The sequence below is a fragment of the Bacteroides sp. RTP21281st1_H5_RTP21281_210402 genome, from assembly GCF_040918965.1.
Taxonomy (GTDB): Bacteria; Bacteroidota; Bacteroidia; order Bacteroidales; family Bacteroidaceae; genus Bacteroides; species Bacteroides congonensis.
In genome coordinates this window covers 87,769-111,932 of record NZ_JBCOWR010000017.1, presented here as the reverse complement: position 1 = coordinate 111,932, position 24,164 = coordinate 87,769, and the positions used below count along the sequence as shown (strand labels likewise).

The window sequence follows — 24,164 nt, the reverse complement described above, 5'->3', positions numbered from 1 at the left end:
TATTAAATGATAATTCGCTGTATGGTACTGTTTTTGTAATTGTTGCATTACAGTACCATACAGCGAATATCGTTATAATAGATAATGTTCTTCTCTTATTTTAACGTCAGAACGCTTTCCGGCCCCATATTAAACAACAAGTCTATAATACTCAGATTGGGAAGAAAGCCCAGTTTGGACTCGAATACTTGATAATAAGGCTGTGGAACAAACTCAGTGTCCGCTGTCCGGAAATCTTTCTTAGGATGGATAATCTCCCGGAAATCGGTTTCTTCGGCAGTGAACTCCATTTTATATTCGGAAGTACGTTCCATATCGGGATGAATATCTATCAGCTCGCAGACCAATCGGCAAAGCTCCTCGTTGAAATCGACTAAAAACTCATATTTCTTTTCGTAGAAAGGGCGGAAATCATCTTTGTAGTATTCAAAGAAAGGAGTGCTGTTGTAAGCGGATTCAATCGCGTTCCAATGCAAGTGTCTCCAGTTTCCATGGTCGGAGATGCGAATATCTTTCATCGGGCATTTCAGTGTATCAGGCTTTACTGTCGGGATGGAAAGGGCTAACTCTCCACCAGGGCCGGCAATCGTGCAACGGTTGCGGTAGGTCTGCTTGATATAGTGGTCGTGCTGCTCTACGAATACCTTGTCGTAAGCTAATAATTTGGTATAATACTCAACAGGAGCGAGATAAGCTGAAGATAAATAAGCTGTTTTCATTTCTTTCATTTTATGCGTTCGGGCATCTTTTATTTTACCGCTCTGAAGAAGCGGTTCCATCGGTATCCGTCAAACAAGCCTGTTCCTTTTTCCTTGGAAAACCAGATGACAGAGGCTTTCCCGATGATATGGTCTTGCGGGACGAATCCGAACAGGCGCGAATCGGATAAGTTGATGGTATTGTTTGACCCCATCCAATAGTAATCTTTAGTGAAATAACAATGTTGTGAAGGCTTTCCGTCTACGTATAGCGTATCGTTCTTTATTTCCGCCTGTTTGCCCTCATGCATTACGAGCGTATTCCGCAGTAAGGTGATATTCCAGGGATATACCCGGATATATTTCCCTTTGCCGGGGATAATCAGCGGTTTCAGCTCAGTGTCTTTTTTCCGGGATAAGGGTTGTATCCAGTTTTGCCCGTTCATCGCCTGTTCCAACAGGTAATATTCATATCGGCTGAAACTGCGTACATGAGTGCTGTCATTGCTTCCCATCAGTCCGTCGTCGGTGATGGACAGTGTGTGCATGAGCGAGGTAATCAAGTTTTCTTTGGCGACAGGGTAGGCATAGAGCCTTTTCTTGTCGGGGTTGAGTTTCGATTCGGGAGAAGTGGCGGAGAAAAGGGAATCTACCAGTAAGGTGTCACCCGGAACGCCGATACAACGGCTGATATAAACTTCACGGCGGTCGATGACCGGTTGGCGGATACCGGCAGGGTTATTGAATACAACGATGTCTTGCTGTTGCACGGGACGTTCACCCCAGCGATGATAAGAAAAAAGTGTCATAAAAGGAACACGCAGTCCGTAGCTCCATTTATTGACTAAGATACGCTCGCCCTGGAAAATGGAGTTCTCCATGCCGGTGGAAGGGATAAGGCAGGACGTAAAAGCAAATCCACGGAGCAGAAGCACGACGACTACTGCTCCGGCAAATGCTAGTATCCATTTGTATTTACGAAAGTTTATCATATTACTCTAATCTCGTATATACGTTTATCCACGGGAAAGCCGGACTCTTTATCGGGGATTTCAGACGCGTCTAAAACCTGGAATCTGCTTAGTCTACCCACTTGAACAGGCGGTTCCAACGAATCTTGCCGTCAAACCATCCGCGGTCTTTGTCAAGTGATAGCCATACAACAATAGGTTTACCTACTACGTGGTCTTCGGGAACGAAGCCCCAGTAACGGGAGTCGGCAGAGTTGTGACGGTTGTCACCCATCATCCAGTAATAATCCATCTTAAAGGTGTATTGGTCGGTCTTTTCGCCGTTGATGTAGATGCCGTCAGGCTTGATTTCCAGTTTGTTGCCTTCGTAAGCTACGATACAACGTTCGTAGATAGGAAGGTTGTCTTCTGTAAGCGTAATGGTGGCTCCCTTGGCAGGAATCCAGATAGGGCCGTAGTTGTTGCGGTTCCACTTGGTATAAAGATTCAGCGGATACATTTGTCCTGCATAATCTTCCGGTTCCATTACGATTTTGCTGATAAGTTTCTTATTGCCTGTCAGGGTTTCATACATCTTCTTGGTCAGAGGGAGATGATATACGGGGTTTAGTCTGCCTTGTGCGTTCCGGCTATCCAGTCCCATTTCAAGCAATCCGTTTTCCCAACCCGAATCTTCAATCAGCATGGTGTCGTCCTTGCTGATGCCCAGTTCGCGGAGCATATCTTCCGGAATGTACGGGCCGGTAGTCTGTACGAAATAGTTGAATTGCAGGTTTTCGGGATTCTCGATGGCTTTGCCGTCAATCATCACCTGACCCTCTACAATCTGAAGCGTGTCACCGGGCAGACCTACACAACGTTTTACGTAATTCTCGCGGCGGTCTACCGGACGCCATAAAACTTCTCCATAGCTGCGTGGATTACTCATAATCTGCTTCCGTCCGGCAGCATAGTACAAATCATAAATGGCACGTTGCTGCGCGCGGGTCAGGCTGTCCATTTCAATCTGTTTGGGGTAGATACGTTGTCCTTCGCCGTAAGCCAGTGTATAGAAGTCCGTAGTCTGCTGATAATTGACAGCTACCGTATCGCCTGCCGGGAAGTTGAATACGACAATGTCATTCAGCTTCACCTTGCCGAATCCCGGAACCCGTTTGTATTTCCATTGCGGCCATTCAATATATGATTTGGTATTGACGAGCGGCAGTGTATGTTGTGCCAGTGGCATGGAAAGCGGAGTGTTCGGTACACGTGGCCCGTAACTCATCTTGCTCACATACAGGAAGTCGCCTACCAGCAATGACTTTTCCAAAGAAGAAGAAGGAATCTGATAATTCTGGAAGATATAGATATTGACGAAGTAAACGGCGACCAACGCAAAGACGATGGCATCTACCCAGCTCATAACGCTGCGGACGGTCGTATTCTTCGATTTCTTCCAAAAAGACCAGGGTATTTTCTTGGTAATATAAATATCGAAAATAAAAGGAACAACAATCAATCCCCACCAGCTTCGTACCCAAAGCAGGAAAACGAGATAAAGTAGGATAGCAATGGCGCATTTAATCCATTGTGCGCGTGTGGCTTGTCTCATAATGATATATTTATTTAGAACTAGGTTCTTAAATTTAGTCGTTCAGGAACGGGAATAAATCACTCATACCCAGGTAGCCTTCGTGTTGGGCTGTATATTCGGCAGCCAATACGGCTCCCAATACAAATCCGCCACGGCTCTTGGCATCATGCGTGATAGTTATGCTGTCTACATCAGACTCATAGCGAACGGAATGAAGACCAAAAACTTCTCCTTCACGGATAGAGGCAATAGGAAGTTCGTCGGCTGCGCAATCGTTGGTTCCGCTGACGGTGCCGTCCGGTGCTGCGAATGTTCCTTTCACCCATTTGTCCTTACGGTTAAGATTCTGCAAGATACCTTCAGCCAGTGTGATAGCTGTCCCGCTAGGGGCATCCAGTTTGTGGATATGATGTGTTTCACTCATCGTGACGTCATAACCGGGGAACTGGTTCATTATTTTTGCCAGATACTTGTTCAGTGCAGAGAAAATGGTAACTCCCAGGCTGAAATTAGACGACCAGAAAAGTGTCTTTCCGCCTTCTGTACAAAGTTTCTTGATTTCCTCACCATGCTCTTCCATCCATCCGGTGCTGCCTGATACCAGTTTCACTCCGGCTTTGAAAGCCTTTATATAATTACTGTAAGCTACCATCGGATTGGTAAATTCTATGGCTACATCGGCAGATTTGAACGCTTCCGACTCGAAGTCATCCTGATTATTGACATCAATGATGCAGACGATTTCATGTCCGCGACTACGGGCAACCTTTTCTATTTCCTTGCCCATTTTTCCGTAACCGATTAGTGCTATTTTCATTGTTTTCTGACTTATATTCAAAATAATAGTCGCAAAGATAAGATTTTTATTACATTTGCAGCGCACATTAACGTCTTGTTAACATGGAACACCTTCTCCACTACGTGTGGAAACACAAATTATTTCCTCTGAAAGTACTGCAAACCACGAAAGGCTTACCGGTAGAAGTTATTGATTCCGGTCTTCAAAACCCGAACGCCGGCCCCGACTTTTTCAATGCAAAACTAAAAATAAACGGCACCCTGTGGGTGGGAAACATAGAAATACATGCCCATGCTTCGGACTGGCTTCGCCACGGACATCATTGCGACAAGGCTTACGACTCGGTGATTCTCCATGTAGTGGGAGAGGCGGATGAAGAAATAACCCGCACTAACGGCGAACAGATTCCACAACTCCTATTGACTTGTCCCGAAACGGTGAAAGCCCATTATCACGAGCTCTGCACTGCCGACCAGTATCCCGCCTGCCACCCTGTCCTTGCTTCCCTGCCCAAACTCACCATCCATTCCTGGCTGACAGCCTTGCAGACAGAGCGATTGGAACAAAAGGCTCAACTAATATCACAACGTCTTCAACATTGTAACAACAACTGGGAGGATGCTTTCTTCATCACCATCGCCCGCAATTTCGGTTTCGGACTGAATGGGGATGCTTTTGAAACGTGGGCGGGCTTGCTTCCGTTTCGTGCCATGGATAAGCACCGCAACGATTTGTTTCAGATAGAAGCCTTTTTCTACGGTTTGGCAGGATTGCTTGAAGATACATTTCTGAAAAAGGAAAGGAGTCAGGGAAAGAATAAGGGACAGGAAAAAGTGCAGAATAAAGAGCAGGAAAAAGAACAGGAAGACGAATACAGTGTTCGCCTTTGCAAAGAGTTCCGTTATTTGCAGCGAAAGTTTGAAATTACCCGAGTGATGGACGCTACATTATGGCGCTTTCTCCGCCTTCGCCCGGAAAACTTTCCTCATATTCGCCTGGCACAGTTGGCTTATCTTTATCAGAAAGGGGATAAGCTGTTCTCACGATTGCTGGAAGCGGAGACATTGCCGGAAGTCAGGGAGTTGCTGACTACCCGTACTTCCGTTTATTGGGAAAGTCATTTTATATTCGGGCGTACTTCCCCACAGAAGGAGAAACCATTGGGAGAGAGGTCGAAAAACCTGATTATCATAAATACGGTGATTCCTTTTTTATACACTTACGGTTTGCATAAAGCGGACGAGCGGATGTGTGAACGTGCCGGCCGTTTCCTGGAAGAGTTGAAGGCAGAGGATAACCACATTATTCGTTCATGGAGCAACGCCGGGCTACCGGTAGCTTCTGCTGCGGATAGCCAGGCGCTGATACAGTTACAGAAAGAGTATTGCGGTAAACGAAAATGTCTCTTTTGCCGTTTCGGATATGAGTATCTGCGGTACAAATAATCCGCATCGGAGTGAGTGAATATTTAGCTCTTGAATTAACTAACATATCAAACTAGTCATTATCTTTGCAGCGTCAATTAAACTCTTAATTTATATGGTGTTATGAGAGCTAAAAAGTTTGTATGCTGCTTGTTGGTCATGGTGCTTTTCGCAGGCGTTTCGTTTATCTCCTGTGGTAATAGTTCGAAAGCGAAAGCTGATAGTGAAACAGCTGCGCAGTCCGGTGAAGAATTCAAGAAGTTCCTAGATAAGTTTACTTCTAGCGCAACATTCCAATATACCCGTATCAAGTTCCCGTTGAAAACGCCGATTACCTTACTGGCAGATGACGGTGAAACCGAGAAAACATTCCTTTTCACCAAAGAAAAATGGCCGTTGTTGGATAGTGAGACCATGAAGGAAGAACGCATCTCTCAGGAAGAGGGCGGCATCTACGTCTCCAAGTTCACGGTGAACGAGCCTAAACATAAGGTATTCGAGGCGGGATATGAAGAATCGGAGATTGACTTACGTGTCGAATTCGAGCTTTCGTCTGACGGGAAATGGTATGTAGTGGATTGCTATACAGGGTGGTATGGCTATGACTTGCCTGTCGGGGAGTTGAAACAGACCATTGAGCATGTAAAAGAAGAGAATGCTGCTTTCAAGGAGTTGCATCCTTGAGAATGAATCTAGAAAGAGTATCATTATAGATTTTATACAAGACACGATACGGCAGAATATTATGAATGGATATAAAAGATGAAGCAAAATAATAAAAATGAAAAACGTAAAAGGAAACTGCGGATAGCGGCAAGAAAGCGTAAAGAACGTCTTGAATATCGTGAAAAATACAGAACTAGCTCTCCACTAAATGATGAATGGAGCGATTACAACCTAAAACTTGAATCCGATAAGAAAAAGGCAAAGATTTGGTGGCTTATAGCTTTGCTATTCACCTTTGGATTGTTCCTTTTCTTTATTATCTATATAAGGTCAGAGGAACTGGGGACTACCTTATATCTACTTATTTATATATTGTGCTTTGTATCAGTATCTATATTATTTTGTATGGGTGCAAGTTTTCAAAGTAGGTGTTATCATGCAATACAGTTGGGAGAATGTCCGATTAGCCCTATGGGCGTTTTTCCGAAGTTAGTCGGCATCAGGTATTGTGACAAGGGTAAAAATGAATTATTCGAAGATGTTAAAGATGATGTTTTTACATATTGTAGTGCGAAGAAGATTGTAATAACGAATAATTCTAGTGGTTTAGGCTGGATTATTTATATGCTTCTATCTATTTTTATACTATATCTTATGAGGGATTTTATCTATAACGATTGGAGATCGTATGAAGCATTGATAGCAATGCTTATAATTCTTGGTCTTTTATCTGCTACCGTGTTTCTTTATTTATATTTGAAGAAGAATACATTTATTATTGATCGTGAAAATAAAATGATTACCATCCCTTCGATTTATAGATTTGGTGAAGAGAAGATTTTACCTTATGATCAAGTCGTAGTTTCATTTTGTTCCGGGGTTGCACCTCCTAATAGGCATGGAGTACTAGTAGATGATTATATATCTCTGACGGGGAAAGAAGATTTACCTTTTGGTCTTAGTGTTGGATTCAGAGGTGATGTAAGCACTAAATACAGATTTGCATGGTTTATTTGTGAGTATATGAATGTGTCAGATTTGGAAGTTATGCCCGAAATAGAAGGATTTGAGGATATAATCAGTAGAATAAAGCTGGATAATGCCTTGCGCGGCAAATCATCCTGTAACTCTTGAATATTCTAAGGATTCCCTACATAATATCCCAACTCCGATTCTTTTCCGTCCACCATCTCTCTGACAATGCCGTTTTTAGTGTTGAACTCTTGGTAGAGTTCTTCATAATCGCGCGTATAATCAGCGTCCGGCACTACATTGACGTCGAATTTCAGCTCGGCTCTTCCATTAGGAAGCATATTGCCGTAAATCCGGATGCGGTGAATAACTTCTCCTACATTCTTAATGCTGTTGTAGGTTGCCTTGAACTGGCGGATACCATCTTCAGGAATGATGATATGCGAACTTTTGTCCAGAATGATACAACCGCAGGAAGGCTGCATCTCCGAGATAATCAAAGGAGCGTCTCCTGTATTGGTTACAGTGAACATGATGTCAAGCTGTTGCCCTTGTTTGATAGGGTAATAGTGCCTGATGGAATCCTTTATAGTCATGCTCGTAGGCTGCACTTCCTTTTTGCATCCTGAGAAGCAGAAGGGAAGTACAGTCAATAGGAGGATATAGAATATCGATTTACTCATAGTTGCCAATCTTTTTTATAATGTCATTTCTTTTGGGGGCTCTTTATGGAATGAACGCAATTTCATCCATGCCAATTTGAGCTCCCGGTTTCTTTGTACCGGTGATTTTTATGCTTAACAGCTCCGTTCCGTTCAAGTCAACGGGAACAACGGCTTTTACCATTTCTCCCTTTTCAACGGAATCATCCGGGCTTAGGTTTATTTTCTTATAGCTTGCTCCGTCTCTCGATACCTCGATTTGTTGCGGTGCATATATGCGATGTCTGGGGAGATTCAGGAAGCTGATGTAAACTGTTCCCGATTCATTGATTCCTTTCACAGGCAAGTCGATGGTACATTCTTCCTGCGGGAAGATAATCCAACCGCAATGATAGTTGTCAGGCAGACCGTGTGTGCCGTCTGTAAGTCTTTTCAGACTGTTCTTGTTCGTTTTGGGAGTGGAAGACGGTGTAATTCCCAGGAATAAGTCCTTTTTTATGTCGGAAGCAAGTATATATTGCTCCCATTCCTTTATATAATAGTCTATTTCATTGGCAGACTCATTATAATACTCCATTCCGGAGAATGCTTTATGTTCTTTGAGTTGGGTAACCCATTTCCGCGCCTGAGGAACGGTCTGGATTTCTTTTCCATTCCGTTTGGCGTATCCGTAAGCATCGTAACTATGGTCGCGTCCCATTTCCAACCGTGTAAAAGACAGGGCTGTCTGAAGCTCATGCAGCTTCTTACGTTCTTTCCCTTTGGCGTCGGATACAAAATCGCCCATTTCATCATAGAATTTGATGAATTTCTCCGGATTGAGATAGGCACCTTCCGATTCCCGGATTCCTGCGTAAAGACCTAGCTTCTTCCCGGATTGGGCGCTGTTTTCCAAATCAATATAGTAATCGGACAGCCACTTCTTTGATACGGGATATTCCTGGTTGAAATAGTTTCTGATTAAATCGTCTACCACCTGTTCGGGATTAATAAGGAGCGCTGATAATACAAAAGTCCTCATTTCATCGAAAGAAGAGTAGCTATATCCGCTTCCGTTGAAGAAGATTCCGCTGGCTCCGTTTTTCTTGAAGAATTGGAGTCTTTGCCGGGCTATCTTTAATATGGGGAAAGGCGTAAGGTAATCATCGAAATTATTGATATAATCCCATATATAGATGTTCTTCGTTACTTTCTTCCAGTTCTCCAGTTGCTGGGCAAATTTCTTTTCCTGTGCGTCCTTGCTGTCTATCCGGCGGAGCGGGAAATCTATGGCACTGACCATTACTCCCGCGTTGGCGGGGAGTTGCTTGTCTGTGGCTTGTTGTGTGCTTAGATAAGAGGTGGTAAAGAAGAAATGTCTGGGAAAACGTTGTGCCAAGCGGAGTACCAGTTCAGTGACGGCAGGTGTCGCGTTCTTCTCGGAATTTCCCAGGGCTGTACAACTGGCACATGTGCAGGCGTATGGATTGTCATCCGGTGCGATAACAAAACGGGAATTCCCCTTTTCACCGAAGTTATTTACAATATAGTCTTCAATCTGAGTGTACATTTCGGGGGAAGAGAAACAAAGTTGTGAGTCGTCTGTCTTTCCATGAATGGTGGCGTACACTTTGTCTGTGTTGTCTCCCAGTACCTTTCGCAGGTTGTGTCCCCATATCCCCCAACTGTCGTCAAAGTTGTTGAGTCCCATCACTCCCGTATAGTCGGAATTCAGGCCGGCCGGTGAGTAGATGCTTTGATAATCGAAAGCAAAAGTACCGCAGGTGTCTGTCAGGTTGAGCAGTGCCGGCGGCAGGTCGGAACCGTCTATGCGCGGGTCTTCCTTACTTATCTTTTTTATGAGCTGATATTGCAGCCATAACATATGCCGGTCGTCGGAAGCCGTCAATTTTATATCCGCTCCTTTGTGGGAGATTCTGAATCCTTCCTGTGCCGTAGGGTCTATCTGTATGATGACATGCCACATCTCTTTCTCAGAGACGCCAAAAGCCACCATTTCATCGTCATTTGCACGTTTCTTGAGATGCTCGTACAGGTATTTGGCCCATCGGGTATCTCTGTCGGTCGGGTCTTCGCCAATCGTTATGAGGTATCCTTCTTTCGATGGAAACATCTCCGTACGTGCCTGCATGCGGCAACCGGATAGCAGACAGCAAATGCATATCATTCCCGCCAATAGGGGGTAAAGCTTGTCAGAATGAGATATAGATTTGTGCATAGATGTTGTATAAGTTTTTATAACGTGTCGATATGGACTCTATTCGATTGAGCGGACTCGTCCCCCGCACTGCATTCGTTTGGTTATAATAGGTATTCCAGGTGCCCATCAAGCCTATGGTAATGTTGGGACTAACCATGTATTGTCCCCCTAAGCCCACCATGGTGTTGGTGTGCGAGAAGGAGCCGGGCAGGGCATAATCCAGTACGGCTGTTTCCGGTGCCGAACCGATGCTTGCCATGGCGTTGATATTCGTCTTTCCGTCATTGGCGGGGAAATATTTGGCGCCGATTTGCGCATTGTAATAGAAGTTGGAGTTGAAGAAATGTAAATCCAGTTTCGTGTTCAAGCGTACTACCTCGATAGTTTTGGCTACTTCTGCGCCAACGGTGAGCAGGTTTGTCTTCGACTCGTCCCAACCGGTAAATAAGAACCCGTTCTCTCCGTTGCTGCCGGCAAAGAAATCGTCGTTCCATTCGTAATGCTTGTTGTAGGCGGCTACACGTCTGTATCCCACATGCGCGCCTATTTCCCAGTCATTCTTGAGATAATGTCTCAATGCAATATCGGCAGTAATGTCCGGGAAGTATTTGGTAGCGAGGGCTGCGTTGACCGTAGCACTCCATTTGGGCGAGAAGTGATGTGTCCATTCACCTTGTACCTGGATGCCGACCCCTCCCGGTGTCTGCTCTTCAGCTTCCATACTGTCGCTTGCCGAACCGCTTCTTCCGGCATAGTTGAGACGTCCCGTATAGGTGTTCTTTTGGTTCTTGCGGGTGTACTCGGCACTTGCGACGGAAGTGATGATGTCTTCTTCCCCGTAGCGTGCACGTAGATAAGTCAATGCTATCTCATTCTTGAGCATCATGCTTCTAAGGCCCGATAAGTGTCGTTGGAAAGAGCGGTATTCCATGATGGACGGCTCATAAAACTTCTGATAATAATAAGCAGAATCGGCCTGTCTGTTCGCTTCGTATACTACTCCCTTGGTGTACTTCAGCGAACGGTTCTGACTGTCATAAAGCAAGGCTGTATCTAGTACGGCGAGAGCCTGTTCAGGGTCTTTCGCTTTTGTCAACTGCAAGGCGCGGTATTCACTGCTTTGCGAGAAGGCGCCGATAATCTCTTTGTTGCTCGGATACTTGTTGAGTATCGGCTTCAGGAATTCCAAAGAAGCTTCATACTTCTTGTCGCGTTCAAGAATGGTCGACCTTTTGGCCTGGAAGAACGGCTCTTCGGGATAGTAATTGATTCCCTGTTCCGTATATTTCTCGAATTCATCGTATTTTCCTAGTAAACCGGCAGAGTTGATCGCATACCGTAATCCCAAATCACTCGATGGATTCAGGCTGACGAGTTTGACCGCTTCACTATATGCTTTCTTGGTAGCTCCCGCTTCCATGCATTTCTTGATGTAAGGAACGGCTAATTCTTCGTATCCGATGACGTAGAAGATGCGCATATCCTCGTCACTTTGCTCGATGGCGGACAGGTAAAGTTGCAGGGCTTCTTCGGTTTTGTCCATTTTATCGAGAATAAATGCCCTTTTCAACGTACCGTTTTCATATTCCGGGAAGTGAAGGGTGATGGTGTCCAGGGTGGCCAGTGCTTCGTTGTAACGTTTCATGTTAATGTAGCAACTCAATGCTTTTTCCCATGCCGCACCATTGACCTCGTTATCAAAATGCCTTTGGGAAACAAATAGCACATGAGGCAACGCTTCCGCATACAGTCCGAGTTCCATTAACTTTTCCGCCTTCTTCATGTGCTGTGCGGACATGGCTAAAGTGATGTCATAGTCATCGGGATACATATCATACAGCTTCTTCAAGGCGGAATAAGCGAGGTCGTCCTCGTTCATCTGGCGATAAAGCATATACTCTTTATATAAAATACCTTTGTCCGAGTTGCCATATTGCTTCTTGGCTTCTCTGATATAAAACAGTGCATCATCGGTATATCCCCTTGTCACCGAGGTATTCAGCAGATAGTCTAACGCTTCTTTGTTCTTATTGCCGCCTTCGTAAGCCATCCCATACAGCACATACGGATCCCGCTGCTTCTCCGCACGGGCGGCTTCCATCAGCAGGTCGTTGTACATACGGCGTATGGCAGGACTGTTGTTTCTTCTCATTTGCTCGCGCATGAATGCCAGCGCTTCAGGATAACGCGCCAATTCACCGAGGATGGAAGCTCTTTTTACGATGAGGGCACCGCTTCCGGGAAGGACAGCCAAGCCGTTCGACGTCCATCCCAAGGCAGCTTCCCTGTTACCTTCCTGCAAATGCAGATTGATAATGTCCAGATAATATTCTTCGTTATCGGGAGATACTTTGATTAGTTCCGTCAGCTTTTCAATCGCTTCTTTCCGGTTACCGCCTTTTTTCATCTGCTGATAACCGATCTCCATGCTGTAGATATAATCTTTTCTCAGAATGGTGTCATTCGGGTAAATCTGATTGATCCGCTTCAAAAGGCGGTCGGCTTCAACATCGTTGTTCTGCTTGCGGTACAATTCAATCTTTCTCCGCCATAGACCTCTCCAATACGGATTCACTTCCAGAAGCTCGTTCACATAACAAATCGCACTGGAATAGTTCTCTGTTATATCTTCAACGTCTACCAGCAAATGCTTGGCATTGACATTGTTATAATTATCATCGACAGCTTTCACAAGATGGTAACGTGACTGGTCGTAGTCCTTTTCATGAAACCAGTATTTTCCCATAAGCCATTCAAGGTCGGAAACATTCGGATATTTCTGAAGCCCCTCGTCCAATATCTCTTTCCCCGCTTCCCACTCCTCGTTTGCAAAGTGCTCCTGTACAATCTGGGCATATTGCTCCGGTGTCTGGAAGCCCTTGTCAGTCCCTACGGAAGAGGTGATTAGCAAAAGCAGACAACCTAATATGGTAATCTTATGGAGAAATTCTCTGTTCATCCTATCTCGTTATTTATATCTTTCTAACTATTTAAATCGTTGCCGGTTCAGGCTTTACAGTTGCGTCACCGCCGGCTCCGGTTTCGCTTCCTTTTTTCTGTTTGAATCCTGCCCGTTCCATCTTTTTCCACTTGAAGTCCCTGTTTGTCAGATAACTGAGGTATCCTCTCAAAGAGCAGAAAGTGATGATGGGGTGATAGAAAATCGGCTCCAATATCGAAGCAATGATAATCCACAGGTATTCATACCCTCTCTTATAGAGCATCCCGACGTAATAATCGTAGGTGATAACGACAATAGAAAGGAACTGGCAGAACGTGTAAATTGTCAGATAAATCATCCATGCCGTATTCCAGTTGACCGCTCCCGTGAAAGCCAGGTAGAGGAATACTATCAGACCTGTCAATTCGATGATGGGTGCCAGAAGTTCAAAGATGAACATATAGGGCAACGTGAGCAGTCCCATCTGTTTATAGGTCTTATTGAATATCATTTTATGATGGATACTCAGCGTCTGGAACAATCCGCGTGCCCAGCGGGTACGCTGGCGGTAAAGCATCGCGAGGTTAGGCGGCCCTTCCGTCCAGCAGCAGGTATCCGGAATCTGGACAATCTTGTAAGGGCGCGAGAAGTCACACATATATCCTACCATACGGGTAATCAAATCCATGTCTTCCGCAAAGGAAGGAGCATCGTACCCACCGGCCGCAATAGCTACGGAACGGTCAAAAAGGCCGAATCCACCGGATACATTCGGCATGCCATTGATGGCAGACCAGCCCATTTTGCCAATCAGGTAGGAACGCATATACTCCAGATTCTGGAAAAGCGGAATCGGGGTACGCGGAGTTCGGACATCAACAATCTGCCCGTCTTTCACTACACATCCGTTGGCCATCAGCATCGTTCCGCTGACTGCAATCACTTGCTTGTCTGAAGAGATAATCGGTGAAATGCAACGGTAAAGAGCGTATTTCTCGAGGATACAATCCACATCCGTACAGATAAAGTAAGGGTATGAAGAGACATTAATACCTGCATTGGATGCATCCGCCTTGGTTCCACCATTTTCTTTATCGACGATGATAAGCTGGCTGTATTTGGGATTTGTCGACTTCAAAAGTCTTCTGAACGGTTTGGTCTTGATCCGTTCGATATATGCATATGGCACTTCTACCAGTTCATAATGCTCGACCATTTTCTCCAAAGTGCTGTCCGTGCTGCCGTCATTTACAATGATTACCTCGAAGAGCGGATATTCCAACGCAAGCATGGAGTTGATATTGTCGATGATTGTCTTTTCTTCATTGTAGGCAGGAGCAATCACCGAGATGCCGGGTGTATAAGGAGATTCTTTGATTGTCTTCCGCATATAACTTTCCACATAATAATCTTTTCTCCGTTTTAGCGAAATGAAAGAGAGGAAAGCGAAAGTGACAAAGCTTATCGCCAGCATACTCGTATAAAAGAATACGAAATAATTGAAGAATGTAAATATAATATCTTTCATGCTCTCTAATTTAACTGGTTGATTAACGGATGCTTTGTATGGGCGAACAATATCGCAGTGTGAGAATCAGCTTTTCGCTCCAATTGATCGAAGGTTTTTCTTCCCATGGCGCTATAGTCATATAGGGCTTTCAGTATTACCCGTTTCGTTCCCCAATTGTCTGCTTCATCGTAAGCATTGTAAAGAAATCCCAAGGCTTTGTCCGTTTTCAGGTCTGCAATGGCTGTGATGATTTGCCGCTTGACTTCTTCCGGTTGTACATGATACATTTCAATCAATTTGGGTTCTATTTCCTTGTATTTTAGTTTTCCTAAAGTTTTTATCGCTTCGCCCCGTATTTCCGTAGAGCGCGCGTTGATTTGTTTTGCTAAAATCGGTGCACTTTCTGTTTCGTTATATAACCTGATCTCATTGATAAAGAATATCTTCACATTCTCCTCAGCCGAGGTGTTTACCCATTTAATGAAACTTGGGGTATTATAACCTACCTTCTTACGATGTTCAAGGATGGCATGCAGTTCCATCATATCCCATTGCCTTAACTTCATGCTGATATCTTCGTCGAAGAAACGGAACGGATCTCCCTGGCTTAACCACATATAAGTATAGCGTGCCGAATTTCTCAATTCCATCTCGCGATGGTAGAGGAAACGTACTAGTACGGCTTCGGAAGCATATCCGTTGATGGACTGAATAAGTTTCAGGGCTTGTATCTTAGCTCTTTTAGTCCCGAACTGGAGTTCGCGTTCGAGAAAACGTGTTATCTGGAATACGGTTTGTATAGATTGGTAGTTGACCTCATTGATTTCATCCTCATGTACACTCTTAATTTCCGTTAATAGCTGAGTGATGATGCGTAGTTCGGCAGGCTTGGGACGTTTTTTCGTATCGTATGCTAACCTGTCCGCTATCTCTTCTTCGTTTAATGCGTTGGAATCTAGTGAGATAGCCTTCATCTCTTCATAATACTTATCGAAGGCTTTATTGTATCTCTTTTTCTCTTTCCGCCGTTTGAATATACCATATATGATATGGAACATCAGGAACAAGTACGCAATAATGCAGAACAATACGGCAATTGAACATATTCTTATGATCAGAGGATACCCTATAAACTTATAGTATATCCAATAGAAATAGTATTCTATGAAATCTATGCCATATAAAACCTGGTCCATTTCCCTTGCGATATTTATTAAAAAACTTGTATAATTCAAACAAATGCCTTACATTTGTTGTATTGAATGTTCTGCTCAATGCAAATATACTAAATAAGTTGTATATATTATCCATTGTCTATGAACAGGGCTTTTGGACGGTATTTCAGACTTTGTGATTATATTCGATGAAAAGGATTGAAAACACAAATAAAGGGACTGAAAAGGTAATTAGACGTTAAAGATATTTTTGATTAGTTAACTAATGGGGCGTGTCGATGCAAGTCAAACGGTATGATTCCATGGAACAATGAAACAAACAATAATTTAAACTTTGGAATAATGATGAAGATTAAAAATTTGATGTATGTCCTTATGGGGACATTTGCCATTGTTGCTTGTACGGATAGTGACAATGAGGGAGTTGTGAATAATGGAGAAGGGGGAGGTGATAATTCTCCTGAGTATGTAATTCCTGCTGGATTTAATTTTGCAACTAGCCGTGCTGTTGCAGTTGAAGTGGCTTCTGCTAACCCTGTAGTCGTATCTTTGTATTCGGATAAAGATTGCAAAGAAGAAAGTTTGTTGGTTGGCGATTTACTTGTTAAGGGAGAAAAAAGTTTAGAGCTGAATGTGCCGATTCATTGTACTAATCTTTATTTAAGATATGCAACGGCGACGGCAACAGCTAAAGATGTTGCCTTCCCGATTGCCAATGTTACTCGTGGCAGTGAAGTTGTAGCGATTACAGTTCCCGAGGATGCAGTGCAACCTACTAATGAGAAGGATGCCGGATGGCTTTTCTATCATAATACGGGTGTAGCTATGTTTGAAGACAACTGGCCGATAGAACCGGGGCAGGACAATGATTTGAACGATGTAGTTTTTGAATATGATTTGAAGGTTACTGAATGTCAGAATGAGGAATTGTTAGTAAATCAGGCATATAAAGAAAACTTGAAGCTGACTTTGGATATTCGTGCGAAAGGTGGCAGATATCCTACAGCGATTGGTGTAGTACTTGGTGGCTTGGACAAGAAATATATTAATGAGGCTACTGCTGTAACCCGTATTGTATTGAAAAAGGGACAGGGAACAGAGGACGAATTAGCTGTAGGGAAAATGGAAGCGGAAATGCGCGGAACATTGTTTGGTAAATCGCAATATTGCAAGGTTACCGTAGATACGAAAAATGGTAATCCTGTTATCATAATGGATGGATTGGCTGATTTAGGTGATAATACCAATTTCTTCCAAACTACAGAAGGATATATAAATCCGGGACAAGGCATGTTGCGTGCAGAGATTACTCTGAGTGGTAAAGAACGTACCAGTCTTACAGAGGATTTGGATCAATTGAAGGCTTATCGTGAACTTATTACTAATACAAACAATCAGAACTTCTTTATTGTAACAAATAGCAAAAAGGAAATTCACATGAAGGGTTATAAGCCGACTTATCTTTATACCAATTATGACGCTGATTCAAAAGGTGAAATGATGGACGGTGTTCCATATTGCAATAAGAATGGTTTTGTTTGGGGAATTAAAGTTCCTGTTGGTACAAAACATGCTTATGAGCGAGTGCTGTTTGATGATGCTTATCCTGAATTCCGTGGTTGGGTGACTAGCAACGGTGTTGATAATAAGGATTGGTATTTGCACCCGGTAGGTGGAAAAGTAGTAGAAGCTTGGTAATGCAATTTCTCATTCAATACGTTATTTGAGATATTTTGTACAATTTGAACCCCTCTTTTTTCGAAAAGAGGGGTTTCTTTGTATCCGGAAGAACGATCTTTAAACTAATACCGTAATGATGAAACGATTTTTTATTAGCTACAGTCTGATTTCTTTTTTCTTTTTGCATAGTGTAGTGCTCTTTGCGCAACACGAATATTCTTTAGTGCAACACGGAAGCTCCTTTGCGAAGAAATGGAAAATAGAAGATGAATCTCATGCCTTGCGGATAATAGAGCGTGCAGATACATTGGAACTGATTGTTCCTGGTGGCTTGACACTGTGGTATCAGCAACGCCTGACTGGTGATTATGAAATAAACTACCGTATCTGTATGGTAATGAAAGGCGGAAAGTACGACCGTCTGAGCGACCTGAATTGCTTTTGGGCTGCCAATGACCCTAAACACCCAGACAACCTTTTTGCCCGTAGTGGGTGGCGAAATGGTGTCTTTAAAAACTACAACACATTAAACCTTTTCTACGTTGGATACGGGGGAAATGATAATTCTACTACTCGTTTTCGCCGTTACCGGGGTGAATATTATGGAGTGGCAGACGATAAAGTAAAACCACTGTTGAGTGAATATACGGATGCGCCGCATCTGCTTGCTCCCAATCAATGGTATCAAATCCGGATTCGGGTAAAAGAGGGGGTTACCACTTACTCGGTAAATGGAGAAGAACTTTTCCGTTATTCGATAACAGACGGTACGGGAGACGGACATTTCAGTTTACGTCTTTTGCAGAATCACGTGTTGTTTACCGGCTTTAAAGTGACTACATTTTAAACTTGCATATAGAAAACTAATCAGATAATATATCTATGATGAAACAATCTTTTACCAGACTCGGAGTATTGACTCTATTTTCCTGTTTATGTTCCGCATTTCTTCATGCGCAAGTAGTAACAGACGAGCGGCTGTTCTCTTTTGAAGAACCCCAGGTTCCGGGCTGCATTACGAGTGTCCATTCCCAACTTTCTGTCTCCGATATACATTATAAAGACGGAAAACATTCGATGAAATGGGACTTTGAACCTGGTGGTATATTAGAACTCAAAAAAGACTTGAAGTTTGAAAAGAAAGATCCGACCGGTAAAGACCTGTATCTTTCGGCTTTTATAGTGTGGGTGTATAATGAAGAACCCCAAAATGCAACTATTGAATTTGAATTCTTGAAAGACGGAAAGAAATGTACTTCCTTTCCTTTCGGAATCAACTTTAAAGGTTGGCGTGCCGCATGGGTTTGTTATGAACGGGATATGCAAGGTACGCCGGAAGAAGGTATGAACGAACTTCGTATTGTTGCTCCAAATTCAAAAGGAAGCCTTTTCATCGACCATTTGATAACCGCTACCAAAGTGGATGCACGTCAGCAAACAGCCGATTTGCAAGTGCCTTTTGTAAATGCCGGAACTAATAATCATTGGTTGGTTGTTTACAAACACTCCCTTTTGAAACCGGATATCGAGTTGACCCCTGTCAGTGACAAGCAAAAGAAAGAAATGCAACTGCTGGAGAAACGTTTCCGGGACATGAATTATACAAAAGGTAAGCTCTCGGATAAAGAAGTGGAGACTATCCGTAAGAAATATGATTTCTATCAGATTACTTATAAAAACGGTCAGGTATCGGGTGTACCTATTTATATGGTGCGCGCTTCTGAAGCTTATGAACGGATTATACCGGACTGGGACAAGGATATGCTGACCAAACTTGGTATAGAAATGCGTGCCTATTTTGATTTGATGAAACGGATTGCTGTTGCGTATAATAATAGTGCTGCGAAACCGGAACTTCAGAAAGAAATGAAGCAAAAATTCTTGGCTATGTATGACCATATAACTGACCAGGGGGTGACTTATGGCAGTTGTTGGGGGAATATCCATCATTACGGATATAGCGTTCGCGGATTGTATCTGGCATATTTCCTGATGAAAGACGTACTTCGTGAAGCCGGTAAGTTGCAAGAAGCTGAGCGTACATTGCTCTGGTATGCCATTACGAATGAAGTATATCCTAAACCTGAAGGCAACGGTATTGATATGGACTCATTTAACACACAGACCACCGGTCGTATCGCGAGTATCCTGATGATGGAAGATACACCGGAAAAGTTACAATATCTAAGGTCTTTTTCTCGTTGGATTGATTACGGTTGTCGCCCTGCTCCGGGATTGGATGGCTCATTCAAGATAGACGGCGGTGCTTTCCATCATCGTAATAATTACCCGGCTTATGCTGTCGGTGGTTTGGACGGGGCGACTAATATGATTTATCTTTTCAGCCGGACAGAATTTGCTATCTCGGAACTGGCGCATGAAACGGTGAGAAATGTATTGTTTGCAATGCGTTTCTATTGCAATAAGCTGAATTTCCCATTGTCAATGTCCGGTCGTCATCCCGATGGAAAGGGGAAATTAGTGCCGATGCACTATGCAATGATGGCTATGGCAGGAACTTCCGACGGAAAGTCTGAGTTCGATAAAGAGATGGCATCTGCTTATCTGCGTCTTGTTTCAGATACTTCTTCCAAAGAGCAGGAACCGGAATATATGCCAAAAGTATCCAACGCACAGGAACGGAAGATTGCGAAGCTGCTTGTCGATAATGGTTTCCGCCCTGAACCCGATCCGCAAGGAAACTTGGCACTTGGTTATGGCTGCGTATCTGTGCAGCGCCGTAGTAACTGGTCTGCAGTGGCTCGCGGACATTCCCGCTATCTTTGGGCGGCAGAACATTATTTGGGTCATAATCTCTATGGCCGTTATCTGGCACATGGCAGCCTGCAAATTCTGACAGCAGCACCGGGGCAGAGCGTTACTCCTGCCACAAGTGGGTGGCAGCAGGAAGGTTTCGACTGGAACCGTATCCCGGGAGTGACTTCCATCCATCTTCCACTGGAGCAGTTGAAAGCTAAAGTTTTGAATGTAGATACCTTCTCCGGCATGGAAGAAATGCTCTATTCCGACGAAGCTTTTGCCGGTGGACTGTCACAACAGAAAGAAAATGGCAATTTCGGTATGAAATTGCATGAGCATGATAAGTACAACGGTTCCCACCGGGCACGCAAATCCTACCATTTCATCGACGGAATGATTGTTTGCTTGGGCTCGGATATTGAAAATACCAATACGGAATATCCCACTGAAACTACAATATTCCAGTTGGCGGTAACTGATAAGGCAGGGCATGATTACTGGAAAAACTATCATGGTAATGGTAAAACATGGATTGATCATTTGGGAACCGGATATTATGTACCCGTTACTGCTAAGTTTGAAAAGAACTTCCCTCAGTATTCCCGTATGCAGGATACCGGTAAGGAGACAAAAGGAGATTGGGTTTCATTAGTTGTCGATCATGGTAAGGCGCCTGAGAATAAAAGTTATGAATATGCCATACTGCCACAGGCGAATGAAACGGGTATGAAAAACTTTGCCAAGAAACCGACATATAAGGTTTTGAAGCAAGATCGTAATGCTCATATCGTACAGTCGCTGACAGATAACACCTATTCTTATGTACTCTTTGAAACCCCTCGCGCATTACTTCCCGGAGAATTATTACAGCGTGCAGATACCTCCTGTCTTGTAATGATTCACAAAGAATCATCTGATAAAATGCTGTTGACCGTAGCGCAACCGGACTTGGCGTTGTATCGCGGACCGAGTGACGAAGCTTTCGACAAAGATGGGAAACGAGTGGAACGCAGCATTTATTCCCGTCCATGGATTAATGACGAAAGTGGTGAGATTCCGGTGACAGTAACCTTGAAAGGTTATTGGAATATGAAGGAAACTCCATTCTGCAAAGTGATTTCAGCAGATAAGAAACAGACAGTACTTCGTTTTACTTGTAGGGACGGAGCTAGCTTTGAAGTGGAATTGAAGAAAAAATAATCCGGAGTTTTGATTGGCCGAGAATTGCTGTTTTCTGTCTTGTTGCCCTGGCAGTTCCGGCTTCTTCTCTCCCAAGTAATAAATGCAATTCCTCTTTCAACCTATCACCTTATCTGTCACCTATCACCGTCCGGCAAAGCCAAAGCCTGCATATAAACAGAAGCCTACGTGTAAACAGAAGTTTCAACAGGGGATAACTCTGGTTTCAAGGCATGAAACTGTAGTTTCTCCGGTGCGAAACTCTTGTTTCTCCGGTGTGAAACTCTAGTTTCAAAGGCTTGAAACTAAATGTTTCATTGCTTGAAACAAATCGTTTCATGCTGAGATATAACTATAGTTGATTGGGCCGCCGTGATGAACATCGTTAGTTTATGGAAGGTAGGGTTGAAGCAACAGGTGACAGCAATGCTGCCGTCACAATGCTGTCACCTGTTGCTGTCACAACGCTATTCGCTTATAATCACAACGTTAAGCTGCAATCGGTGACAGATGACAGCATTATGATTAAAATAAATTGCTGAGAAGAGTTAGAACATAAACATGGCAACTGCGACAATGCGGTTGTTGCATACAGCATGAGTATCTTTGATTTTTCCGCTGGATGTATTCAGAGAGCCATACCATGCGGAGCTCAACGTATATTCTAAACCGAATTTCCAATGAGGTACATTGTAAGTTAGTTCTGCTCCTGCAGTGACGAGTTGGTCGAGGTTTGTTCCCGTACCATATACTTGTGCTTTTCCATCCGGGGCATATAATTCATCGCTTGTTCCCAAGTTTTTAGCATAACCGACAAACACGCCCGGCTTCCATTTCTGTCCGTAAACAACGTTCAGCCAGGAACTGGAAAAACGTATCGGAGTGTATTTCTGTTCTCCTGTGTGTTCATTAATAGATTTAATGCCGAATCCGCCAAGACCGGAAGCTTGTGTAAGATTGGAGCCTAATACACTTTTTGCGCCGATAAACCAGTTCTTATTCGTGTATTTTACATGAGCTTCATATGAAAGAGTTGTGATGCGTTCGTCTACTTTATATTTATGTGTGGCAAGCACCTGTTCTTTTCCATTTACAATCCCATATTCTTGCATAATGGATTCTGTGCGTGGCTTTAATGATAACAACTCAACGCCTACCCCTGCTAATAGGCCACCTTTCTTATAATCTGCCCCAATATAAATTTCAGGGACACAGCTTTTCTTTATATACTCCTGGCTCTTTCCGGCAGGTCCTTGAGACAAATACTGGGATTGCCATACGGCAGCTCCTGTAAGCTGGAAGTTGCGGTTTGTATAACGATAACGAATTTGTGGCGCACGGCTAAAAGGTTGGAAAGGTGCTCCTACAGAAAGATTCAGAATCTGCGGTGAAACATCTCCGAACAATGGATGCCAGGTTTGGCCGAGCAATAAAGCTGATTTGCCCCAATCCAGATTGAGATATGCATGACGAAGGCGTACTACTGAATAAGAAGTGCCTGTGCCGCGGAAGTCAATCTCTACTTTAGCGGAAGTTTTGGCTGTTCCCAATTTGGGACCGGCAACATCTACTCCCAAGCGCGAATATAACGTATAGAAATTACTATTTGAAGTTGAATTCAAGTCATTCCCGTCCGCGTCGCGTACCTTGTCTTTGGGATACATATAAAACAGTCCGTCCACAGTTTCTTCATTGGCACGACTGTTATAATAAAAATCAGTACGTATTTGTCCGTAGAATTTAAACTTGAAGTCCTTCATCTGTGCAAAACTGCCCGAAACTGTTATCAGGCAAAGAAATAATAGAATGTATTTTTTCATAATGTGCTTGTTTATAAACGGGTGCAAAATTACACAAAATTACGGGTAATCAGCCTATCGTTGATTAAAAAAGGCATTGACAGCCTGATTATATTTGTTCAGGCTTGTACTTTTATGAATAGCTTTCATTAGTTTTTTTTCTGTATTTGGCAATAAATATTCCCAAAAAGTCTTCATCTTGTTTAGAAGCTGTCCGTCTCCGCCTTCAAGTTGCTCTGCGTATGCCGTGTATACGCTTTTGTGCATCAATTGCAATTTTTGTACCATTTCATCGAAGCTAAGAGCGCGTCCGTGTCTATGCTCTAATGCTAACGCCGGATTGCCGAGTAGCCCGCGTCCTATCATAATTCCGGCTAATGAAGGAAATCTGTCCTGAATTTGTTGAATATCTTCCAGACTGTTTATGTCTCCGTTATAAATAATAGGATGTTTGCAGGCATCTTGAAAATCAGCGAACCCTTTAAGGTCTACTTCACCTTTATATTGTTGTTTGCCTAAACGGGGATGCATCGTGACTTGCCGCAGTGGTAGTTCATTAATAATAGGAGCTAGTTTGAGACATTCAGCCGCATTCTCCCATCCCAATCTCATTTTTATGGAGAAACTGATTTGCGGATACTTCCGAACCAAGCTGAGTAGTGCTTCCACTTCTTCGGGATAAGGCAGGATGCCGGAACCATTGTGACGCTTTGCTAAAATTGGAAAGGGGCAGCCCAGATTTATATCCGCTTCTTTATATCCTTTCTCGATAAAAAGGGAGAGAATCGCTTCCGCTTTTTCAACTGTCGGAGCTATTAACTGAGGGACGAGGTGGGGCACATGATTGTTTTCCGGTTCGATGCCTCGGACATCCCTGCGGCGGAACTCGCCTTTCTCAATTCGGACAAATGGGGTGTAATAAGTGTCTACTCCACCGAAACAAGCGGCGTGGGCATTGCGGTAAAAAACTTCGGTGTAACCTTGTAACGGGGCGAAATGGATAGGCAGAGTTTCTTGCATGACATTTAATTTTGTTGCAAAGATACGGAAAAAGTAAAAGAGAAGAACCTCGCGGCCCCTCTCTTTCAGGTGTTAAATTGATTAAAGTCTGATTTTCATATACGTTTTATAATGGTTAGAAAAATTGTGTGT

18 protein-coding genes are annotated in these 24,164 nt (G+C 43.5%); 7 read left to right on the top strand and 11 right to left on the bottom strand.

Annotated features, from left to right (window positions below):
* Window positions 1-95 precede the first annotated feature (95 nt).
* The 4 genes from AB5443_RS20745 to dapB form a co-directional block, all read right to left on the bottom strand.
* Window positions 96-728 (bottom strand): WbqC family protein, encoded by a 633-nt coding sequence (locus AB5443_RS20745; RefSeq protein WP_368114237.1) that lies wholly within the window; start codon window positions 726-728, stop codon window positions 96-98.
* Between the two features lie 20 nt (window positions 729-748).
* Window positions 749-1,687 carry a signal peptidase I gene (gene lepB / locus AB5443_RS20740; RefSeq protein WP_277131891.1) on the bottom strand — a complete coding sequence of 313 codons (939 nt, stop codon included), beginning with the start codon at window positions 1,685-1,687 and terminating at the stop codon, window positions 749-751.
* A gap of 91 nt (window positions 1,688-1,778) precedes the next feature.
* On the bottom strand, window positions 1,779-3,263 hold the full coding sequence (gene lepB, locus AB5443_RS20735; protein ID WP_022137060.1) for a signal peptidase I: 1,485 nt from the start codon (window positions 3,261-3,263) through the stop codon (window positions 1,779-1,781).
* A gap of 34 nt (window positions 3,264-3,297) precedes the next feature.
* Window positions 3,298-4,062, bottom strand: coding sequence for a 4-hydroxy-tetrahydrodipicolinate reductase (gene dapB / locus AB5443_RS20730; protein ID WP_277131701.1), 765 nt, complete (start codon window positions 4,060-4,062; stop codon window positions 3,298-3,300).
* Between the two features lie 83 nt (window positions 4,063-4,145).
* Here dapB and AB5443_RS20725 point away from each other — a divergent pair, with 83 nt between their 5' ends.
* The 3 genes from AB5443_RS20725 (at window position 4,146) to AB5443_RS20715 (ending at window position 7,268) form a co-directional block, all read left to right on the top strand.
* Window positions 4,146-5,489, top strand: coding sequence for a DUF2851 family protein (locus AB5443_RS20725; protein ID WP_277131699.1), 1,344 nt, complete (start codon window positions 4,146-4,148; stop codon window positions 5,487-5,489).
* Window positions 5,490-5,591: 102 nt separating this feature from the next.
* Window positions 5,592-6,152 (top strand): DUF4348 domain-containing protein, encoded by a 561-nt coding sequence (locus tag AB5443_RS20720; protein WP_277131697.1) that lies wholly within the window; start codon window positions 5,592-5,594, stop codon window positions 6,150-6,152.
* A gap of 78 nt (window positions 6,153-6,230) precedes the next feature.
* Entirely contained in the window at window positions 6,231-7,268 is a 1,038-nt protein-coding gene (locus AB5443_RS20715) for a hypothetical protein (RefSeq protein ID WP_277131695.1), read from the top strand.
* A 5-nt stretch (window positions 7,269-7,273) separates the two neighbouring features.
* Here the strand turns inward: AB5443_RS20715 and AB5443_RS20710 are convergent, their stop codons facing one another.
* From AB5443_RS20710 to AB5443_RS20690, 5 genes are read right to left on the bottom strand one after another with little or no spacing between them, the layout of a single operon-like run.
* Window positions 7,274-7,789, bottom strand: a complete 516-nt coding sequence (locus tag AB5443_RS20710; protein WP_022137055.1) for a DUF1573 domain-containing protein — start codon at window positions 7,787-7,789, stop codon at window positions 7,274-7,276.
* Window positions 7,790-7,832: 43 nt separating this feature from the next.
* Window positions 7,833-9,986 carry a DUF4838 domain-containing protein gene (locus AB5443_RS20705; RefSeq protein ID WP_277131693.1) on the bottom strand — a complete coding sequence of 718 codons (2,154 nt, stop codon included), beginning with the start codon at window positions 9,984-9,986 and terminating at the stop codon, window positions 7,833-7,835.
* A complete protein-coding gene (locus tag AB5443_RS20700; RefSeq protein ID WP_277131691.1) occupies window positions 9,961-12,927 on the bottom strand; it encodes a hypothetical protein in 2,967 nt (988 codons plus the stop codon). Before AB5443_RS20700 ends, AB5443_RS20705 begins: the two co-directional genes overlap by 26 nt.
* 31 nt (window positions 12,928-12,958) lie before the next feature.
* On the bottom strand, window positions 12,959-14,437 hold the full coding sequence (locus AB5443_RS20695; protein ID WP_022137052.1) for a glycosyltransferase: 1,479 nt from the start codon (window positions 14,435-14,437) through the stop codon (window positions 12,959-12,961).
* A gap of 5 nt (window positions 14,438-14,442) precedes the next feature.
* Window positions 14,443-15,615 carry a HEAT repeat domain-containing protein gene (locus AB5443_RS20690; protein WP_022137051.1) on the bottom strand — a complete coding sequence of 391 codons (1,173 nt, stop codon included), beginning with the start codon at window positions 15,613-15,615 and terminating at the stop codon, window positions 14,443-14,445.
* A 324-nt stretch (window positions 15,616-15,939) separates the two neighbouring features.
* On the opposite strand from AB5443_RS20690, the gene AB5443_RS20685 reads away from it, so the two are divergent.
* The 4 genes from AB5443_RS20685 (at window position 15,940) to AB5443_RS20670 (ending at window position 21,755) form a co-directional block, all read left to right on the top strand.
* Window positions 15,940-17,292 (top strand): DUF4842 domain-containing protein, encoded by a 1,353-nt coding sequence (locus tag AB5443_RS20685; protein WP_044656106.1) that lies wholly within the window; start codon window positions 15,940-15,942, stop codon window positions 17,290-17,292.
* A gap of 115 nt (window positions 17,293-17,407) precedes the next feature.
* Window positions 17,408-18,121 (top strand): DUF6250 domain-containing protein, encoded by a 714-nt coding sequence (locus AB5443_RS20680; RefSeq protein ID WP_368114238.1) that lies wholly within the window; start codon window positions 17,408-17,410, stop codon window positions 18,119-18,121.
* Between the two features lie 35 nt (window positions 18,122-18,156).
* Window positions 18,157-21,234 (top strand): chondroitinase family polysaccharide lyase, encoded by a 3,078-nt coding sequence (locus AB5443_RS20675; protein WP_368114239.1) that lies wholly within the window; start codon window positions 18,157-18,159, stop codon window positions 21,232-21,234.
* Between the two features lie 371 nt (window positions 21,235-21,605).
* Entirely contained in the window at window positions 21,606-21,755 is a 150-nt protein-coding gene (locus AB5443_RS20670; protein ID WP_156150124.1) for a hypothetical protein, read from the top strand.
* Window positions 21,756-21,761: 6 nt separating this feature from the next.
* On the opposite strand, the gene AB5443_RS20665 is transcribed toward AB5443_RS20670, so the two are convergent.
* Window positions 21,762-23,033, bottom strand: a complete 1,272-nt coding sequence (locus AB5443_RS20665) for a DcaP family trimeric outer membrane transporter (protein ID WP_022137047.1) — start codon at window positions 23,031-23,033, stop codon at window positions 21,762-21,764.
* Window positions 23,034-23,087: 54 nt separating this feature from the next.
* Window positions 23,088-24,032, bottom strand: coding sequence for a tRNA-dihydrouridine synthase family protein (locus AB5443_RS20660; RefSeq protein ID WP_368114240.1), 945 nt, complete (start codon window positions 24,030-24,032; stop codon window positions 23,088-23,090).
* Window positions 24,033-24,164 lie beyond the last annotated feature (132 nt).

Excerpts from the sequence above, each read along its gene's own strand:
- AB5443_RS20745 (WP_368114237.1), bottom strand. The coding sequence starts at position 728 with ATGAAAGAAATGAAAACAGCTTATTTATCTTCAGCTTATCTCGCTCCT.
- lepB (WP_022137060.1), bottom strand. The coding sequence starts at position 3,263 with ATGAGACAAGCCACACGCGCACAATGGATTAAATGCGCCATTGCTATC.
- dapB (WP_277131701.1), bottom strand. The coding sequence starts at position 4,062 with ATGAAAATAGCACTAATCGGTTACGGAAAAATGGGCAAGGAAATAGAA.
- AB5443_RS20725 (WP_277131699.1), top strand. The coding sequence starts at position 4,146 with ATGGAACACCTTCTCCACTACGTGTGGAAACACAAATTATTTCCTCTG.
- AB5443_RS20720 (WP_277131697.1), top strand. The coding sequence starts at position 5,592 with ATGAGAGCTAAAAAGTTTGTATGCTGCTTGTTGGTCATGGTGCTTTTC.
- AB5443_RS20715 (WP_277131695.1), top strand. The coding sequence starts at position 6,231 with ATGAAGCAAAATAATAAAAATGAAAAACGTAAAAGGAAACTGCGGATA.
- AB5443_RS20710 (WP_022137055.1), bottom strand. The coding sequence starts at position 7,789 with ATGAGTAAATCGATATTCTATATCCTCCTATTGACTGTACTTCCCTTC.
- AB5443_RS20705 (WP_277131693.1), bottom strand. The coding sequence starts at position 9,986 with ATGCACAAATCTATATCTCATTCTGACAAGCTTTACCCCCTATTGGCG.
- AB5443_RS20700 (WP_277131691.1), bottom strand. The coding sequence starts at position 12,927 with ATGAACAGAGAATTTCTCCATAAGATTACCATATTAGGTTGTCTGCTT.
- AB5443_RS20695 (WP_022137052.1), bottom strand. The coding sequence starts at position 14,437 with ATGAAAGATATTATATTTACATTCTTCAATTATTTCGTATTCTTTTAT.
- AB5443_RS20690 (WP_022137051.1), bottom strand. The coding sequence starts at position 15,615 with ATGGACCAGGTTTTATATGGCATAGATTTCATAGAATACTATTTCTAT.
- AB5443_RS20685 (WP_044656106.1), top strand. The coding sequence starts at position 15,940 with ATGAAGATTAAAAATTTGATGTATGTCCTTATGGGGACATTTGCCATT.
- AB5443_RS20680 (WP_368114238.1), top strand. The coding sequence starts at position 17,408 with ATGATGAAACGATTTTTTATTAGCTACAGTCTGATTTCTTTTTTCTTT.
- AB5443_RS20675 (WP_368114239.1), top strand. The coding sequence starts at position 18,157 with ATGATGAAACAATCTTTTACCAGACTCGGAGTATTGACTCTATTTTCC.
- AB5443_RS20670 (WP_156150124.1), top strand. The coding sequence starts at position 21,606 with ATGGAAGGTAGGGTTGAAGCAACAGGTGACAGCAATGCTGCCGTCACA.
- AB5443_RS20665 (WP_022137047.1), bottom strand. The coding sequence starts at position 23,033 with ATGAAAAAATACATTCTATTATTTCTTTGCCTGATAACAGTTTCGGGC.
- AB5443_RS20660 (WP_368114240.1), bottom strand. The coding sequence starts at position 24,032 with ATGCAAGAAACTCTGCCTATCCATTTCGCCCCGTTACAAGGTTACACC.